Annotated in this window: 11 protein-coding genes; all 11 read right to left on the bottom strand. The window is 48.3% G+C overall.

Translation table 11 applies throughout. The features are described 5' to 3' along the window. Nucleotides 1-47 precede the first annotated feature (47 nt). From IE165_RS16770 to IE165_RS16720, 11 genes are read right to left on the bottom strand one after another with little or no spacing between them, the layout of a single operon-like run. Nucleotides 48-1,121, bottom strand: a complete 1,074-nt coding sequence (locus IE165_RS16770) for a Gfo/Idh/MocA family protein (RefSeq protein WP_229826612.1) — start codon at nt 1,119-1,121, stop codon at nt 48-50. Next, the gene (locus IE165_RS16765; RefSeq protein WP_189627803.1) at nt 1,118-2,341 is read right to left on the bottom strand and encodes an extracellular solute-binding protein; all 1,224 of its coding nucleotides are present in this window, start codon (nt 2,339-2,341) and stop codon (nt 1,118-1,120) included. The genes IE165_RS16770 and IE165_RS16765 overlap by 4 nt, the downstream gene beginning before the upstream one ends. Then, entirely contained in the window at nt 2,334-3,476 is a 1,143-nt protein-coding gene (locus tag IE165_RS16760; RefSeq protein ID WP_189627802.1) for a CaiB/BaiF CoA transferase family protein, read from the bottom strand. Before IE165_RS16760 ends, IE165_RS16765 begins: the two co-directional genes overlap by 8 nt. A 1-nt stretch (nt 3,477) precedes the next feature. Beyond that, entirely contained in the window at nt 3,478-4,629 is a 1,152-nt protein-coding gene (locus tag IE165_RS16755) for a CaiB/BaiF CoA transferase family protein (protein ID WP_189627801.1), read from the bottom strand. Continuing rightward, nucleotides 4,622-5,788, bottom strand: a complete 1,167-nt coding sequence (locus tag IE165_RS16750) for an ABC transporter substrate-binding protein (RefSeq protein WP_189627800.1) — start codon at nt 5,786-5,788, stop codon at nt 4,622-4,624. The genes IE165_RS16755 and IE165_RS16750 overlap by 8 nt, the downstream gene beginning before the upstream one ends. Nucleotides 5,789-5,817: 29 nt before the next feature. Next, nucleotides 5,818-7,398 carry a sodium:solute symporter family transporter gene (locus IE165_RS16745; protein WP_189627799.1) on the bottom strand — a complete coding sequence of 527 codons (1,581 nt, stop codon included), beginning with the start codon at nt 7,396-7,398 and terminating at the stop codon, nt 5,818-5,820. A 6-nt stretch (nt 7,399-7,404) separates the two neighbouring features. Beyond that, a complete protein-coding gene (locus IE165_RS16740; RefSeq protein ID WP_189627798.1) occupies nt 7,405-8,484 on the bottom strand; it encodes a Gfo/Idh/MocA family protein in 1,080 nt (359 codons plus the stop codon). 2 nt (nt 8,485-8,486) lie between these two features. Next, a complete protein-coding gene (locus IE165_RS16735) occupies nt 8,487-11,036 on the bottom strand; it encodes an L-rhamnose mutarotase (protein ID WP_189627797.1) in 2,550 nt (849 codons plus the stop codon). After that, on the bottom strand, nt 10,990-12,735 hold the full coding sequence (locus tag IE165_RS16730) for a RagB/SusD family nutrient uptake outer membrane protein (protein WP_189627796.1): 1,746 nt from the start codon (nt 12,733-12,735) through the stop codon (nt 10,990-10,992). The genes IE165_RS16735 and IE165_RS16730 overlap by 47 nt, the downstream gene beginning before the upstream one ends. A gap of 3 nt (nt 12,736-12,738) precedes the next feature. Further along, entirely contained in the window at nt 12,739-15,873 is a 3,135-nt protein-coding gene (locus tag IE165_RS16725; protein ID WP_189627795.1) for a SusC/RagA family TonB-linked outer membrane protein, read from the bottom strand. 37 nt (nt 15,874-15,910) lie between these two features. Further along, nucleotides 15,911-18,307, bottom strand: a complete 2,397-nt coding sequence (locus IE165_RS16720; RefSeq protein WP_189627794.1) for a glycoside hydrolase family 2 TIM barrel-domain containing protein — start codon at nt 18,305-18,307, stop codon at nt 15,911-15,913. Between the last annotated feature and the right edge of the window lie 5 nt (nt 18,308-18,312).

Raw genomic sequence — 18,312 nt, 5'->3', positions numbered from 1 at the left:
GTTAAAAGTCAAAATTGACGTGTGCGTGCGTGAAATCTGAAAAATGATCACGCGATCTCGTCAATTTTTTCACCGCCTGCGGCACTGCTTTTGTAGGCTGCTTCAACAACGGCCATCGTGTGGATGACATCTTCGGCTGCAGCTGGCAAAACGTCAATTTCTCCAAGCTTAAAACGCATCAAACTCCCCATACTTCCAATAAAAGCATCGGGAAACCAAGAGCCTTCGATCGGAAAATCGATCCACTTATATTTACCTTCCGGCGATTTGATGCAGTAAGAAAACTGATCGGGAACGCCATGCGGATAATCCATCAATAAGCCCATTTTGGCTTTGATAGCGCCTTTTGTGCCTTCCCATTTGATGAAACTTTCTTGGTAATCGGGGCCGAAATCGTGATCATGATTGGTATTCACGACGGCGTGCATCGTATCTCCGTAATCAAACAACAGGGTGGTGCGGCTGGAGGATAATTCCTTAGCCGGATGCTTCAATGTTTTGGCATAGACACTTTTGGGATTCCCTAAAAAGGATCGGATCAAATCGATATAGTGCACGCTATGGTATAAAATTTCAAGCCGTGGATGTACCATGACATGTGGAAAAAGTTCCCAGGGCGTATGTAAGGTAACGCGAACTTCCATATCGTACAATTCACCGATATGCCCTTGCTCGATCAGCCAACGCGCGGCATTGACAAAAGGCGCTTGCCGCAGTTGGCAATTGATCGCGGCGACGAGTCTTTTTCGCTTACAAACCGCTAAAATCGCTTCGCTATCGGCGTAGTAGTCGCCCATTGGTTTTTGGATCAGTACAGCAGCACCATCCGGCAATGCTTCTAGGGTTTCCAAAAACTGGTTGGGCATAATCGTAATATCGTACACCGTGTCTGCCGGTGCCTCTGCGACAGCCTGCTCTACAGTATCAAACACGTGAGGAATTGTAAAGGCATCCGCCAATGCCTCCGCTTTTGCTTTGGTGCGGTTCACTATACCATAAACGTGAAAGCCTGCTTTTTTATAGGCGGGCAAATGGGCATCCTTAACAATACCTCCTGCACCGATTATCACAATCGGCAACATCGTTTTCGGTAACACGGCTTTGTAGGGAATAGTTATCATGTTAATAGATTTATCTTAATCTGTGCTTCTTCTAAGAGTGTTCCACTAGTGTGTTCTGTCTGTACAGCCAGGTTTACCATTTCATCGATGATATGCGCAATTGCCGGCCAGTTGGCCAAACGGGGCAAGGTTCGGGCGGTTTCATGCAACGGTCCCAACTTTGAGTAAAAATCGATTCGCTCGTTTACCTCCGCCTCAAACCAGGTACTGTAGCGGCATCCGACGCCGCCAGCCAAGGTTAGCTTTTTATCATTTTGTGCAGAAACAGCATAGCGTAAGAAATCGTAAGCCAAGTTCTTATGCCGGCTACCTTCGGCCAGTGTGTACAGCCAGTAAACATTCAACGATGGTGGGATTATTCCTTCCTCCGCGGGAATGGCTGCAATGTCGACCTTACCGCGTACCGAGGAAAGCGCATCAATCTGTGCCCAAGAAGCAAAGCCAAACCAGTTGACCATCATGGCGACCTCTCCTCTTGCAAAAGCCTCTCCAGCCTGCACGGATTCGTAGGACAGCGATTGTGGATGTAGCACATTTCCACGCTTGAATAAATTTCGGTAGAAATCCAGCGCTTGTATAGCTGCAGCTTGTTGAAGTTGGATTGCCCCGTCGGTAGCTTGCAGTTCACCTCCGCGCGACCACAGCTGCAAACAAAAGTCAAACACCGCATTGTGCCCATCGGGATAGCCCGCAAAGACCGTCCCATAAAGGTTTTCATCAGGCCGATGAAAAAATTCTGCTACCTGCAGAAATTCATTCCAATCCTTCGGTACGGTAAGCTCCCGATCATAGCTTGCACGGAAATGCTGCTGTTCGGCAGCTGATTCAAAAAGGTCTTTACGTATCACCAAACATTCTGGTCCGTCATGAAAAGGAAGTCCATACAATCTGCCATCGAAAGTCTGCATATCCATTAAGCTTGGCGACCAAGCCGCTGCCCCACCAGAGGGTGGCGCAGCCTCTAGAAAACTGTTTAATTCGGATATACCGTTTTTCTGATACGCTTCTGCCAACCAATCTGTGTTCAGGTGAACAAGATCCCATTCACCGCTTTGAAGGCCGTTGTGCGTAAACATAGCGCTATAGAGTTCTTCCAAATCCATCGGCACAAACTCCATTTCCACATTGTTAAAACCTGCTTCCTGATAGGCTTTCCAGCAGGCTTCCAAATGACGCTCGAACGGCTCAAACTTGCGAACAGCAAAACGTAGTTTAACCATATAGCTCCTGTTTAATCTTATCGGTATGTTCGCCCAAAGCTGGCGAACCTTTCTGTGCTGTCAAGCGCTCACCATCAATACGAATCGGGCAACGTGTGGTATCATAGGCAAACCCGTCGCCCATGACGACCTGCTGCTGCATCTCCAAAACCTTAAATCCTTCGTGTTGCGTTAACCGGTCCCAGTTCAGCACATCAGCGCACCAAATATCCGCGGCCTCCAATATGTCCAACCAAAAGCGTGTAGGCTGCGTTACAAGATGCTTCGCCAATATTGCTTTGATGGCGGTGCGCTCCTGAAAAGCCTGCTCACCATCTTTAAAATCTGCCAAGGCGGGGCAATCCAGTAATTTGGCCAACAAAGGAATGGAACCCATGGCCAACGCGGCGAAACCGTCTGCCGTTTTATAGATGCCGTAGGGAGCGGCCAAATAGGCGTGCGCATTACTTACTTCGGTACGCTTTGGCAACTGCTTTCCATCTCGAAAATAAGTGGTTACCGTTTCAAACTGTATATCCACGGCCGAATCTAGCATGCTGATTTGAACATGCGCACCTATATTTTGCACCGCACGACGGTATAAACAAGCGAGCACAGCGCTGGCGAGATTCATCCCGGCAAACATATCGACGATAGAAAGTCCCATCGGTAACGGACCGTTGGGCGCGTCGCCGCTCAGCCAGGTCATGCCTGTCAACGATTGCAGCAAGAGATCTTGCCCGGGTTTTTTAGCCCAAGGGCCTATTGTTCCATAACCCGATATTTCGCCATAAACCACATTCGGGTTGATTTCGCGTACACGAGCGTAATCAAAACCCAAGCGCTCCATCACACCCGGCCGAAAATTATGCATCACGACATCCGCTTTTGCGACTAAATCACGGATAACTCGCCGATCATCTTCATCCTTCAGATTCAAAGCGATACTTTCTTTATTCCTGTTGATGGCATGAAAGACGGTAGATGTGCCGTTTAAAATCGTATCCGAGGTATACATTTGTCGGCAAATGTCACCAGTGATAGGTTTCTCGATCTTTATTACCCTAGCGCCCAAATCGGCTAACCGCAAACTGGCCAAGGGACCAGACAAAAACTGGCTGAAATCAATTATCGTAAAATCTGCTAATGGTAACATATTATTGCTTTAGGTAATCTAAACGAATTTTCTCATTGTGTTCGCCCACACGCGGCGCCGGCTTGTTCGCAAACAGATATGCTCCGTCAATATGGTAAACGCTGCGCGTCGTTGTCAAATTGTCGCCATCTTGTAGCTGAACATGTTGCAACATATTGGCTTCAGCAAATCCCTGCGTAGCAAAAAATGCGTGGTAGTCATTCACCTCCGCACACCAAATTCCTTCTGCTTCCAGCTTTTCCACCCAGATTTTTGCAGACACCTCTAGCAATGCGCTACCTAGTGTTTGCATAATGACATCTCTATCTTTAAACCACGTGGAACGATCTAAATAAGGTGCTGAAGGCAAACCCAATGCGGCGGCAATCTTAGGCAGATCGCCCATTGCCAAAGCGAGATAGCCTTCGGCAGTCTTATAAACGCCATACGGAGCACTTAGGTAAGCATGACCGCCGCCTCGGGTTTCGGCACGTTGCGGCAGTTGCCCTCCATCATTGAAATAGGTGGTCAACACTTCAAATTGCATATCCAACGCTGATTCCAACAAACTTACTTCGACCAATACACTTGTTTTTGCGCGCGACCGCTTTAAAAGAGCGGCTAATATGCCCTGTGTTAAGTGCGTTGCGCAATACATATCGATCACGGCCAGACCAAAGGGAACCGGATTATCTGCGGCACTTCCGGATAACCAAGTTAAGCCTGAAACCGACTGCACCAAAAGATCTTGACCGGGCTTTTTAGCCCAAGGTCCCTCATTGCCGTAGCCCGTCACAGTTGCGTAGATGATCGAAGGATTGAGCTCCTGTACGGCTTGATAATCCAAGCCTATCTTCTCCATCACACCGGGGCGAAAGTTATGCGTGATGACATCTGCCTTTTTTATCAGCTCCCGAAGGATTGCCAGATCAGCTTCACTTTTCAGATCGGCCGCATAGGATTCCTTATTCCGATTGATCGTATGAAAAACCAAACTGCTTTGATCGACAAAAATATTTTTGATAGCGATCTGACGACCAGCTTCGCCCACGAGCGGACGCTCGATTTTGATCACACGGGCACCCAAATCGGCTAAGCGTAAGCCTGCCGTAGGAGCAGCCATAAACTGGGCGAACTCCAACACGACTAATCCTTCCAGTGGCTTGTTATCCATGTCGCTCTTCCATTAACCGTGACTGCTTATACATTTCATTGAGCTTATCCAGCACAACTTGCTCCTCACCGCCATTTTTTAAATAGTCCACGACGACGTCACCGGCATGATCCTGAAAATGCATGTGTCCGAAATACCGTGGTCTTAAAAAAGCGCGTTCCAATGTGGGCAACGTATTCATAAAAAAGTTGGATGTGCGCCGGTTGACTTCCGCATCTTGCCAAGCTTTTAGATGCCCCGGTTGTCCGCCATTATCCACATACAGCGTAGCCTGCACACGCGGGCTACCCACAAATTGCGCATAGTCCATCGCCATCTCAACATGCGCACTGTGTGCAGAAATCGCTAATCCTGCACCACCTAATGTGCTGATCATGGGTTCCTGATTATGAAGCGTTACCAGATCGTGAAAGTGCAATAGCTTACGGGCATAGCCATCCCGCGCATAGTTAGAATAGCCATAAGCAAAAGGGCAATAGGCTATCTTGTCGTTATTGACCATATCCTCAAATACCATAAATGGATTTTTTTTGTAAAAGCGCGTGTCCACGCGATCGGCCAATGCTTTAAACAGGCTTAACGCTTGCTTGCCGATTAGCGGACTGATGACCTCTTCTTCTTTTTCGCAAGGAGCTTCGCCGAGGGAGCAGCAAAACATGTAAAAGCTCATCAACACGTCTATTGGCAAGAGGGAAAAAGCTACACGACCTTGATCGGCCAGCGCGAGGACATCATCAAACGTATGTGGCAGTGCCAGCCCAAGCGCAGACAAAAGATCGGGACGGCTGGCGGCAACCGGCGTTGCGGCATCAATAGGCAATGCCCATTGTTTATTTTCGAAATTGTAACTGACATAAGACTTGCCTACACTGTTTAAGCGTTGATCTTCCAAATACGTACGATCTAGATAATCATCAAAAGGAACGATGACTTTCTTGGCGGCAGCATGCCCGGTCCAAGGGTGGTCGATAACCAGCAAGTCGTATTCGGCGGCAAGCTGTTCAATAGATTTATCTGCAAATTCCTGAAGGGTACGCTTTTTCCAAATGATTTTCACATCCGGATGCAGCTCCTCATAACGTTGTGCTGTCGCTACCATCGGCAATAAACCGCGACTATGCCCCCAGGTGATACCCTTTAGTTGAATTTTTTGTGCCATATGTTTTTGAGGTATATAGAGTTTATGTGTTATTTAAAAAATAGGTATAAGCCAATCATGACGACAAAAAGAATACCCCAGGCCCATTTCACGGCAGGGCGCGGTTGTTCGATTGTGACGCGGTAGGCCATCTGGTTTTGCTCCTCGAATGCTGACTTGCCCACAAGCAGCGATATCACGATCCCTAAAAGCAGCAACGCGACAAAAAGGTAAAAAGAGAGCATCAGGTAATGTGGCCAAAAGCTGTAGCTGTCTTTCGGAAATACCCACAGGTAAAGCACACCGGTTCCTAAGCTTAATACGGCGCCAAAAGTTAACAACGTATTGACCGCAGCTCTGTTGGTCCTTTTCCATAGCACAGCTAAGAGGAAAATAACGGCCAAAGGAGGTGCGATAAAGCCTAAAATCGATTGAAAAACGTCAAATAAATTAAGTCCTTTGATTTGATCGATAGCTAGAGCAACGAGTACAGAAGCGAAGCAGCCGACAATTATGGTGTAGCGCCCGGTTTGCGTTATCGTGCGGTTGTCTGCTGTCGGGTTGATATGTTTCAGGTAGATATCCATCGTAAACACCGTGCTCAATGAATTTAGCGAAGAGCCAATTGTTCCCACAAGCACCGCGATCAGCACCACAATCACTAATCCATTCAACCCCGTAGGAAATAGATTTGTCACCATCGTCATATAAGCCAACGAAGGATCTTCTAGTCCTGGAAACAGGATGTAGCAGATCACGCCTGTTAGGATAAACAAAGGCAAGGAGAGAATTTTGAGCCAAGCGATAAAATTAACACCCAATTGTCCTTGTTTCAGATCTTTTGCGCCCAATACTGATTGCACCATGGCTTGATCGGTACAAAAGAACGCAATGGCCGCTACCGGATAGCCCAATGCAATAGCATACCAAGGATAATCCGGATCGCTCGCTGGGCGAATCAAGGACCAATAGCCGTCCGGTGTACTAGCGACCAAACCATCAAGGCCGCCGATCTTCGCCAATCCGAGTCCGGTAAGCAAGGCGGAAACAACAATCAGCAGGATCATTTGAAAGATATTGATCTTGGCAACCGTACGTAACCCACCGGTGTAGGCAAAAAGCCCCGCCAAAGCGACCAATACCGTTACGGATTGCCACATCGGGATACCTAAAATTTGACGCACCAAAAAACCTCCAGCAAAAAGGCCAAGGGACAGCCACGATATCAACATCTTAACCAAGGAATACCAAGCCAAGATTGTCTGCGTGTTCGGTCCAAAGCGCTTACCCATAAACTCCGGCAACGTACGCACGCCAGAAGCAATGTAGCGTGGCGCGAAGACTACGGCTAAAAGAAATAAAAACACGAAAGCGTACCAATCAAAATTGACCGCCACGATTCCCGTTGTATAGCCCACCGTAGCGAAGGCCAGCAGCATCGACGGACCAACATTCGTCGCCCACATATTGAACCCGATGCTGTACCAACTAAGCGATTTTCCGGCGAGAAAGTGTGCGGCACCTTCGGCGCGCTTTCGCGAGGAAAAAAGCCCAATTGCTAAAAGCGCTACCAAATAGGCAACAACGATGCTATAGTCGACAAAGGTTAATTTATCCAGGATGTTATTCATATCGACTTAGCGTTTAACCCCGTATTTTTGCAACAGCTCTTTCGGACTAACCGGCTTTCCGCTGCGTAAGGATTCATCCATCGCCTGTAAAAGTGCAACAGTTCCGATGCCTTCTTTCATATCAGGAAAAGCTTCCGTATTGCTACGAATGGATTGGGCAAAATACTCCAGATAGTTTTGGTATTCGCCTGCGTGGTGGCTTTTACCTTCGAAGCGAAAGTAATGTTTCAGTTTATGCTCCCAGGTCAGCATTCGTTCTTCACCGGTTTTATCGGTGATCGCATAACGCAGATCCATATAATCCGCTTGGCTACATCCTTCCGTACCGCGCAGGATACAGCTCATTTCGCTGTCGCGCGTCACGGGCTGCACCGGACCGGTGTAAGCACCGCTAACCCGCGCTATACGACCATCTTCTGCCTTGAAAATAAAATGCATGGTGTCCGCATTTTGCAGGCCTCCTTTTTGACCATTGGCACTCAACATACCGTAACCCATAACTTCTTCAATATCGGGCAGATACCAGCGTATAAAATCCACAGGATGACTCAGTCCGCCGTAAAGCCACTTAAAAGAAGCCTGTAGTGACCACGGCTTATCTAAAAACCAACGATGGTCTGCATGGTAGTAACCCTCGATGGTGATCAGCTCGCCGATCAATCCGGCTTCATAATCCTGGCGTTGCTTTTTCATCGGCTCAAAAAAACGAGAGCTTTGTCCTACGAAAACGCGCTTACCGCTCTCTTTAGCGAGCGCCAGCAATTCGTTGGCATCCGCAAGGTTATCGATAAATGGCTTGGTACAGACCACATGCTTTCCATGCTCCAAGGCCAAGCGGATGTGTGTGGCATGTAGATGATCGGGCGTGTAGATAGCTATTGCTTCGATTTCTTGGTTCTGTAACATATCCTCATACTGATTGGTATAGTGATGAAAGTCGAACTCTTTCATGCGCTTACGCCCCAGCTCTTCGTTGAGGTCACAAATCTGTACCAATTCAATATGTGCACTCTGTAGCGCGGCCGACATGGTGCTACGCCCTTCACCCAGACCTAAAATGCCTAGTCTTAATTTTTCTGTTTGCATGATTATTTCTTATAAAAAATCCAAGTTTCATTAGCTGCCGTTCCCTCAATCCCCTGTTGATAGCTGCCCATCAGTTTGTTCCATTCATCCACGCGTGGATTATCCTTTGCCGTTAAGGGATCTATCTCTTCAAATTTTTTGCCTTTCGGAAAGGAGATGTACAGCATCAATTGGCGATCGTTGCGGTAGAGCAATACTTCCTCAAAGCCAGCTCGACAAAAGCCCTTGGCCACTTCGGGCCACTGCAGATATTGTTCTTCATGTGCTTTCAGGTAGGCTTCCTGTTTCGCTTTATCGTCTACGAGTTGCGCGGTTAACAGCACATAATCCGTTTCTTTTGCGGCCTCGCCAACAGCGCAACGCGTCCTATCGAAGCTGTAAAATAGGTTGTTGAAAACCTTGTACTCCACCTCGGGGTAATTGGCTAACCAAGCGCCAGCCAGTTTTTTACCAAGCTCATCCGTCGTTTGCAGTACAGTATAGTTTTTCCAACGAAACAGCCTGGACGTAGCGGCACCTTGCCGGGCAAAAAAGGCTTCTACATCAGCAGGCTTAACACGCTGCTGTGGATCATAGATCTGAAAGAAAACAGGTTTTGTAAAGGGCACGTAGGCGTTAAAATGTGCATCGTCTTCTACCAGATGCTTCGCTTGATTTAAGTGCTGATAGGCTGGTTGCAGACCGGCATCGCTTACCAACTCCTGATCCACCTGCGGGCCGTTATTTTTCCATTCGACACTGGGGCCATTTGCGTTTTGCAAGATTTTGTTGGAAGGAAACCAGTTGTCGGACACGGTCATGTAGGCTGACCCCTCATCGGTGTAGAGGTAAAACCAATGATCAGGAATATGCGCATAGGGCGAGACATAGATACTGTCGATCACGTTATACTGAATCTTTGTTCCGGGCTGCGCTGATAAAGTGTAGATGCCCGCCACATCGTACATGAAACGACCATATCGCGTGATGAGGTTGTGTTGCACGCGATTATTTTTCATGCTGTTCACCGTCGGTGTCCAGCCCCAACCAAGGCTGATGCCGCTGTAGGGTAGATCAAGCAATTCGTTATGGACAATCTGTACATTGCGCACAAACCCGGCGCCGATACCCACCGTTCCCCAGTCTTCGTTGCCCACCCCTTGCACCACATTATTGGCGACGTAGGTACCATCCGTTAGCCGTCGCTCATCGCTCGCAATCAAGGGCAAGTGCGCTTCCATCTCTTGATCGGAGAAGGTTCCAAGCAGGAGGCCCGAGCCCGCGATATCCTGAAAGAGATTGCCCTGTACCGTATCTTGAAAGTTCCCTTCCTGATAATCCACACCCGTAGCTGCCAGATGTTGAAATACACAATTCACAAGGCTTGTATGTTGCGTATTTTTGAGCAGTACGGCCGCCGCCGGCCGACCTAACCAAGCTTGATTTTCGAGGCCGGCTTTATCTGCTGTACCCGGTTTTTTTAGCTTGTAGGCATCGACAAAATACATACCCGCCTGCAAAGCTACATGCCCGTGTGTATGTGGTCGAAGCCAAGTGCTGTGCTGAAATTGCAAACCATCAATCTCGACATGGGCAACCGGCTGTTCCAAAGTACCGTTTACCTGAAGAAGGGTTTCCAAGTATGGCACGACCACCGTTGCCGCCTGCATATCCTCGCCCTCCCGGGGATAGTAGTACAGCTTATGGCTATCTTCGTCTAGAAACCATTCGCCGGGCTCATCTAAAAACTGTAGCGCATTGACCAAACGGAACGCAGAATTGCCATGTTCCTTGGACAACCAAGGTTTTGGCCAAGGATGCTCATTCTGCAATTGCCGCTCTGGCTCTTGAAACGAAAGAACAATACTGTCGCGAAAGACTTTCGCATCTTGAATGCGTAACTGGGCAATAGCCCACCACTGATGGATAAAAAACTCCATGCCAGGTTGTACCTTAAATTGCGGAAATACATTGGGGATGGTGGCTGTCCCCCTATTAAAATCCCAATTTACTATCCGCGGTAGTTCTCTGTCGTTATGGCTTTCTGCGCGCACAGCCTTTTTATCGTTTACCCACATCTGCCGAAAGGCAAAATGCCTCCCCCCCGACCGTGGCGCATCCACGACAAACAGCTTTTTAGCTAGCTGCGCGGGCACGCCAGGCAATTTGTCTGCAGGTTTCCACCCATTGACAGATACGCCACCCGAAAATACCGCGTTTTTGCCCGCCGCTTTGATCCGCGTTGGGCTGTCGGCCGTACCGCTATCTTCTGGTCGGATCAAGATGGGTTGCGACGGTCTATACAAACCGTCGCTGACCCAAATGGTTATACCGCCAGCTATGCGCGGATCCTTGAGCCTACGCCACTCGCGCGCCTCGCGCAAAGCGGCTTCAACACTTCCGAATGGATGCTCTTGACTGCCATCTGCCTGTTCGCGTGCGTGCGGCATGACAAAGATATCGCCAGCCTTTACGCTTTCGAAAAAGGCGAATATGCCGATCAATGCGGCTAACAACATCCTTGTTTTAATACCCATCATTCTGTCCAAATTCTCCCGGATTTGTGATTGCATCTAAAAATTGTTGCGGTATAGGCCTATTCACATGATAAGGTTGCACCAACGTAATATCGGGGTTATACTGCTGCACATAATTGTAGAGCTTGCCGGTTCGTTTGAGATCAAACCAACGGATATGTTCGCCGCAGAGCTCACGGCCTCTTTCTTCCAAAATAAAATCGAGGTTAAGATCATCCTGCGCGATCAACATATCTACTTCGCGTCCCGGTTGTGATGCCCGCCGGCGCAAGACATTAACAAGCTCTGCCGCTTTGACTTTATCGCCTCCCGACCGCATCGCTTCCGCTTCCGCCGCGATCAGGTACATTTCGGCTAATCGCATGACGATCACATCCTTTGAGCCCACCTGCGAGCCAGCTTCCGGTAGGTTGGGGTCATCATATTTCTTCAGCGCCGGGAAATGGACATTGAAGCGGGCATTGCTACTCACTCTAGCGCCATTGTAGGTATCATCGATATCCACCAAAGCGTAAGGCAGGTTACGCTTCTCGGTATTCACCTTTTTCTTAGTAAACCACAGCGCTAGATCGCCCCGAGACAAGGAAGACCCAACCAAGCTAGCCGGCTTTTCGAATGCGGCCAGATCATCGGCCGTCCAACTATATTGATTGACATTGAGGTAATATTTTTCACGGAACCAATCTTCGTAACGGCGATCGATATCTTCGTTGTACAATTCCAACAAATGGCGCGTTGGCATAAAGCACATACCACCCGAGTTGGAGTTGCGATCGGCACCATATTCCAGGTCACGTACCATGCCCGCTTTCGCGGAATATTTAGCTTTGAACCAGATATGTAACCTATTGGGATTGTTCGGTTGCGGATTCAGCGAGTTTACCGTGGAATGTGTGATGGTAAACAAAGCCTCCCGATTGTTTTTGTTGTTTGCCGGCCGAAAGACTTCTTCGGGTGTCGTGTATAGTGACGTCTGCAAAGCAGCCTGATTATCAATCACATATTGCGCCGCTTCCGAAGCTACGCCATAGTATCGGTCTTTTTCTGATTGCGAAGTTTCATAGGCCACGCGGGTGAGCGCCACACGCGCTTTAAGTCCGTAGGCCGCCTTCAGGGTTGCTCGCCCAATGTCCGCGGCAGGGATAGGGGTAACGGGTAGGTTGGCAATCGCCACATCCAAATCGGCCAACATTAAATCGTAAAAAGCCCCTTCAGGTGATCGTTCTGCCGTTAGCAACGCAGTTTTTGTTTCCGACGTCCTTAAATCCACCGCACCGTACTGCTCTACAAGGTGCCAATAGGCATATGCCCGCAAAAAAGACAGCTCGCCCAAGCGAGACCGCTTCTCTTCTTCATTCGCAAAAGGGATTGCTTCAATACGTTCCAAACCCGCGTTGCAGTAGTTAACGATTTCATATAATCTGTTCCACGTATTGCGTATCTGACCGACCGTCGAATTGAGTCCGTCGTATTTCGTCATCTGCCGACCGTATCCGGAATTGGCGATATTTATCCAAAGATCGGTTCCGCCTTCAGTTAGCATCAACATATCTTCACGTCCATAAAATTGGGCACCATAATACACATAGGCCGAGTTGACCAATGCGTTGATACCGTCTTCTGTAGAAAAAACCACATCGGCCGTTGTACCTCCAGGATTATATTCTTCCAAACTGCAGGCATTGAACATATTGATCAACCCCAGTCCTACTATATATTTTATAATACTTTTCATCGTTTAAAAATCTAGGTTAACACCAAAAACAAATTGTCGCAACAGCGGACTTTTTGCCGACCCCCCGCGTTCTGCGTCGTAATTCTGCACCAAATCGCTCTTCGCCCAAGAAAACAGATTGTTACCTGTTAAATAAAAACGAACGGTATTCATCTTGAGCTTATCCAGCGTAGCTTTGGGTACGCGATAACCTAGGGTTACCGTCTTCAGCTTTATATACGATCCATCCACATAGCTATAGGTTTGATACCCTAGGTAGTTGTAGAAATTAGTCATACTGGGTTGCGGAAAATCGTTGCTGGGATTTTCGGGCGTCCAATAGTTGAGATAAGCCGCCTGATTTCCTCTGCCTTGCGGATCGAAAGCACCTGATAATTCGTAATCCATCATTTGGCCCCAACGAGCAATCGCATATACATTCAGGTCGAAGTTTTTATAGGAAAAGGTATTATTGAAACCTAAGGTCCAACGTGGCGATGTCGTACCGATATAAGTTACGTCATTAACATCATCGATCACAAAGTCGCCGTTCAGATCTGCCAGCTTGATATCGCCCGGTTTGAAAGGCTGTGTTTTCTCCGCATCTTTGAAATAGCGCGCGGCTTCTTCAGCTTCGTCTGCTTGCCAGACCCCCAGCCGCTTAAAGGTGTAAAACGATTGCAGCGGTCGGCCAATCAGCAAACTTTCGGTTTCCCGGCTGCGGGTACCAATGATATCGCGTCCATCAATCAAATCCACAATTTTCTCTCTATTTGTACCAAAGGTAAAGTCGGTGCTCCATTGAAATGCGCCCGTCAGGTTCCTGGTATTCAGGATAATCTCCAATCCGCGGTTATTGCTGCTTCCAATATTTTGATAGATCTGAAACGGAGTATTGTTTCCTGATCCCATTGATGTCGGCAACGTACGCGGCAACAAAATATCGGTTGTCTTGGTATCGTAGAAATCGGCAGTAAGATTGATCCGACTATTGAAAAACTGTGCATCCAAACCGATGTTCCACGATGCTGAGCGCTCCCAGCCAAGGTCCTCATTACCTATCAAGGTATTGTAGACATAATAGACAAATCCTTGATCTTGAAAAGCCGCGTTGGTATGTCCGGTTACACCCGACTGCGTTCCGTATTCGCTGATGCCCGAATTTCCGGTTTGCCCGTAGGTAGCCCGAATCTTCAAATCGTTCACCGGTTTCCAGTTAAACCAACGCTCATCACTCAGCCGCCAGCCTGCAGCTACGGAAGGGAAAGATGCCCATTTGTTTTCCTTCGACAGTCGAGAGGCACCATCCCATCGGTTGGAAACGGTTAATAGATAACGTCCTTGGTAGGAGTAATTTGCTCGAAGGGCATAAGATAGCGTTTGACTTTGGATATAGCCCGAGCGAATCACGTAAGAATCCTTGTCGTTTGCGCCGATGTTATGCCATAGCTGTTGCGGAACCAACTGCCCCGTTCCCTCCATGTATGAAGTACTTAGTTTTGACTGCGTCCAAGAGGTAAGTGCCGTTAAATTGATTCCGTGTCTGCCCAAATCAACACTATAATTGATAATGTTGTCCCAGTTGATAAAGCTTCGATCTTGACTTTCGATGCTCGCAATGGAATTGGGAAATTCGCCTGCACGGTCGATAGAACTTTCACTTTCAAAATCCCTATTTTTGCTATATGACAGATTAACTCCGAGATTGGACCGGAAAGAAAAGCCAGCGAAAGGTTTAATTTCCGCAAAACCGTTGGTTATGATATGGGTATTGGCTATCCGGTGTTGTGCTGTAAATTCATCTGCTTCATCGGCCAACGGGCTTACCTTGCCCTCTCTACCTAAAGGCCAGAGGACAACAGCGCCCTGTTCATCGTAGGGTACGCCCAGCGGCACGTTTGTTGCCGCTCGCCACAGTACATTGTTCGCCCGTTCGTTTCCATCATAATGGGTAATCTGCGAGGATGTTCCCACCTTGACGATAGACCCTAAATTCTGATCTACATTGAGTCGTAGATTAAACTTATCGAGTGCGTCATTCTTAAAAGAACCTAGCTCGCGATAATATCCACCGGAAAGCAGTCCTTTGGTGCTCGCATTGCCGCCGCTGATCGAGAGCTGATGGTTTTGTACCATTCCTGTGTGGAAGACTTGGTCTTTCCAATTGACCCATTGATTTTGCTGTAAAGCAGCCCATTCTCCTACGGTAAACAAGGTTTGATCATCGGCGGGGCTACTCCACTGACCAGCTGTTTTTGCTGCTTCGCGGCGTAAGGCAATGTAATCGTCGCCCGTCCGCATTTCGGGATACTGCGCCCAGCCATTAGCTCCCACATAAGCATTGTAATTTACCACAGGACGTCCCTCGCGGCCTCGCTTTGTGGTAACGATGATCACACCATTCGCACCTTGCGAACCGTATATAGCGGTAGATGAAGCATCTTTTAATATCTCCATCGATGCAATATCTTGTGGATGGATATCGCTGATATTTCCGCCTTGCATCCCATCGATAATCACAAGCGGGCTGTTTGCACCAGGCGCGCTAGACAAGGACCTTTTTCCGCGGATAGTGAGGTTGACGCCCGATGTGGCACTTCCCGACGATCGGGTGATATCCAATCCAGGAACCTGTCCCTGTATGGACTCCAAAGCATTCGATGCCGGCGACCGGACAATATCTTCCGGTTTAACGGAGGTCACTGAACCGGTTAGGTCTCTTTTTTTCACCGTTCCAAAACCGATCACGACGACTTCGTCCAATGCTTGATCGTCTCGCCGCATCACGACATCCAAGTTCTGGCCAATCTGCACATCTACTGTCTGCTCTTTATAGCCCACCGCAGAAAACAATAGTTGCCCTTGTGCATTGGTCAACCGCAGGGTGAACATCCCTTGTTCATCTGTCGCAGCAGATACCACGGCATTAACCAAAGAGACCGTTACGCCGGCTATTGGCTGCCCATTTTCATCCACCACTTTGCCTGTAAGCTCTTGTTGCTGTTGCATAGTCATCAGCGAGTGTGCGGTCGTCAAAGGTTCAGCGGCCACGGTGGCAGGCTGCAATCCTAACAGCAGTACCCAAGCTCCCCATCCGCCGGAGTGGCGCAAGGTCGGCCGAGGTAATCCAACAGATTTCCGTTTTACTTTTTTCAACATAATACCAATTCGATTTATAATTATTAGCTAATTCTGTTTATTTATTTTTTTCTAAAGAGAGCGCCAATTCCCCCAGCTTGGATTTGACAAGCAATGTTTTTGCGGTTGCCGCGTCCCTCACGCGAACAATAGCCAGTGCTTTTCCTTTAAATGTTTTCCGCGTTGGGCTGCTGAGCCCGTGCAAATCTGCCTGAAAACCATTATCTGTTCCTAAGACATCAACGCCTGCATTGCCGTGGAAAGAAATTTCGATATCCTCGTGCACAACAGCTTCCCCCTTGTCGTCGATAAGCTGTACCTCGACAAAATAAAGATCTCTTGCATCGCCGGTTTCGAAATCCTCATGTATGACGCGTGTTTGAAGTTTAGCCGCTGCCCCTGCCGTGCGCCTGACCTCCTCTTGTACAGCCCGTCCATCACGATACTTGACAACTTTAATTTCACCAACGGCAAAAGGCACCCGCCACAAAGCATGCAGACGGTCGTCCGTTTTAGATGATTTCCCTAGGCTTTTGCCATTCAGGAAAAGCTCCACCTCATCGGCGTTATTGTAGTAGGCCCATACGTCGACTATATCGCCCGATTTCCAGTTCCAATGGGGTAGCAGGTGCAGCACTTCTTTATCTGTCCATTCCGATTGGTACATGTAATACACATCTTTTGGGAAACCCGCTAGATCCACGATGCCGTAGTAGGAACTACGTGCTGGGTAGGGATAAGGCACCGGCTCTCCTAAATAGTCAAATCCAGTCCATACGAAAATACCTGCTAGGAAATCGCGTTTCTTCACTTCCAGCCAGGCGCGCTCATGAGACGTTCCCCAATAGGCGGCGACATTGTCATAGGCCGAGACCGTGAAATCGGCTTTGCCATTGGTCACAAATTTATCTTTGCTGGATGCCGGCCAAAACTGAATCGTGTCGTGCAATGCATCGTATACGCCACGTGTTTGTAGGCCCGATGTCGTTTCCGACGCGATCAAGGGCACGTTTTTAAATTCTTTTGGCAGTTTGTCGTAATCCTCAAACTTGTAGTTGAACCCCAGTACATCGAGCGCTTCGGCCTGTGCAATAAAATTCTTTTCATAGTTGGTTTCTGTTAGCGCCGCAGTCACTGGGCGTGTATTGTCCAGCTCCCTAACGAAGTTGGCCATCTCCTTAGTCAGCACTGTACCCGTGCTGTCAAACTGCTCCCGAATTTCGTTTCCGATGCTCCACATGAACACCGATGGATGATTACGATCGCGTTTCACAAAAGCAGCGAGATCCGTAAGATGGTGCTCCTTAAAATCCAAGTGGTAATCAAACTTATTCTTTCTTTTTTGCCACATGTCATAGGCTTCATTGTAAACCAAGATTCCTAGTTCGTCACACAGATCCAATACTTCTGTTGCTGGCGGATTATGCGCTGTGCGGATGGCATTAACTCCCATTTCTTTCATCGTCAACAGCTGTCGCTTGGCCGCCGATTTATTAAAGGCTGCGCCGAGCGCGCCGAGGTCGTGGTGCAGGCATACGCCCAGGATCTTGAGCGGCTTTCCATTCAGGTAAAAGCCTTTTTCTACATCAAAAGCGATGCTGCGGATTCCGACAGGTTGTGTCTGCGCATTAAGCTCGTTGCCCTGCATATCGCGCAGTAGCATGTGCAAACTGTACAGTTGTGGCGAATCCACATCCCATAATTGGGGCTTATCAAGCGTCAACGTGTGATCTATTTCGTCCGTTCGAAGGTCTACTTTACCGGTAGCCACAGGTTTTCCCGTTGCATCCAGTAGGCGTAGCTCGACCTGCAATTTTTTATTCCCCGGGTTATGCACCTGCGCCTGTACGCGTACTGTTGCCTTTTTGGTAGAAACAGTAGGCGTGCTCACAAAGGTCTCTTCGGGCAAAAAATGGGTTTGCTGTTGATAACGTAAATAAACATCACGGTAGATACCAGAACCCGAGTACCAGCGTGAATTGGGCTGTTGACTATTGTCTACCCGTACAGCGATAACGTTCGTCTTCCCGCCATAGTAGAGATAGGGCGATAAATCATGGGAGAACGAAAGGTAACCATTGCTGTGCTTGCCTAGGTATTGTCCGTTTATCCACACTTCGGTATAGCGATAGGCGCCACCAAAATGGATGGTGATGTGTTGTCCTTTGTCTTTTGCCGCTACTTGAAAGCTTTTACGGTACCAGCCCACGCCACCGGGCAATGCGCCCCCAGCATTGCCAGCCGGAAATTGCGACCCAAAATCGGAAAGAATACTCCAATCGTGCGGAAGGCTCACCTGCTCCCATTTGCTATCGTTGTAGGCCTCGCGGCGAAACTGCAATTCATCGGCAAGGCTGAAAGTCCAGCCCTCATTAAAGCTTATCTGCCGCTGGTTTTGCCCAAAAGATGCTGTCGACAGCAAAAAGAAAAGAAAAATATATAAAATTCGAGTCATGATCA

Source organism: Sphingobacterium griseoflavum, from assembly GCF_014653155.1.
In the GTDB taxonomy this organism is placed as follows: domain Bacteria; phylum Bacteroidota; class Bacteroidia; order Sphingobacteriales; family Sphingobacteriaceae; genus Sphingobacterium; species Sphingobacterium griseoflavum.
This window is presented reverse-complemented; position numbering and strand designations above follow the sequence as displayed.

Excerpts from the sequence above, each read along its gene's own strand:
- IE165_RS16770 (WP_229826612.1), bottom strand. The coding sequence starts at position 1,121 with ATGATAACTATTCCCTACAAAGCCGTGTTACCGAAAACGATGTTGCCG.
- IE165_RS16765 (WP_189627803.1), bottom strand. The coding sequence starts at position 2,341 with ATGGTTAAACTACGTTTTGCTGTTCGCAAGTTTGAGCCGTTCGAGCGT.
- IE165_RS16760 (WP_189627802.1), bottom strand. The coding sequence starts at position 3,476 with ATGTTACCATTAGCAGATTTTACGATAATTGATTTCAGCCAGTTTTTG.
- IE165_RS16755 (WP_189627801.1), bottom strand. The coding sequence starts at position 4,629 with ATGGATAACAAGCCACTGGAAGGATTAGTCGTGTTGGAGTTCGCCCAG.
- IE165_RS16750 (WP_189627800.1), bottom strand. The coding sequence starts at position 5,788 with ATGGCACAAAAAATTCAACTAAAGGGTATCACCTGGGGGCATAGTCGC.
- IE165_RS16745 (WP_189627799.1), bottom strand. The coding sequence starts at position 7,398 with ATGAATAACATCCTGGATAAATTAACCTTTGTCGACTATAGCATCGTT.
- IE165_RS16740 (WP_189627798.1), bottom strand. The coding sequence starts at position 8,484 with ATGCAAACAGAAAAATTAAGACTAGGCATTTTAGGTCTGGGTGAAGGG.
- IE165_RS16735 (WP_189627797.1), bottom strand. The coding sequence starts at position 11,036 with ATGCAATCACAAATCCGGGAGAATTTGGACAGAATGATGGGTATTAAA.
- IE165_RS16730 (WP_189627796.1), bottom strand. The coding sequence starts at position 12,735 with ATGAAAAGTATTATAAAATATATAGTAGGACTGGGGTTGATCAATATG.
- IE165_RS16725 (WP_189627795.1), bottom strand. The coding sequence starts at position 15,873 with ATGTTGAAAAAAGTAAAACGGAAATCTGTTGGATTACCTCGGCCGACC.
- IE165_RS16720 (WP_189627794.1), bottom strand. The coding sequence starts at position 18,307 with ATGACTCGAATTTTATATATTTTTCTTTTCTTTTTGCTGTCGACAGCA.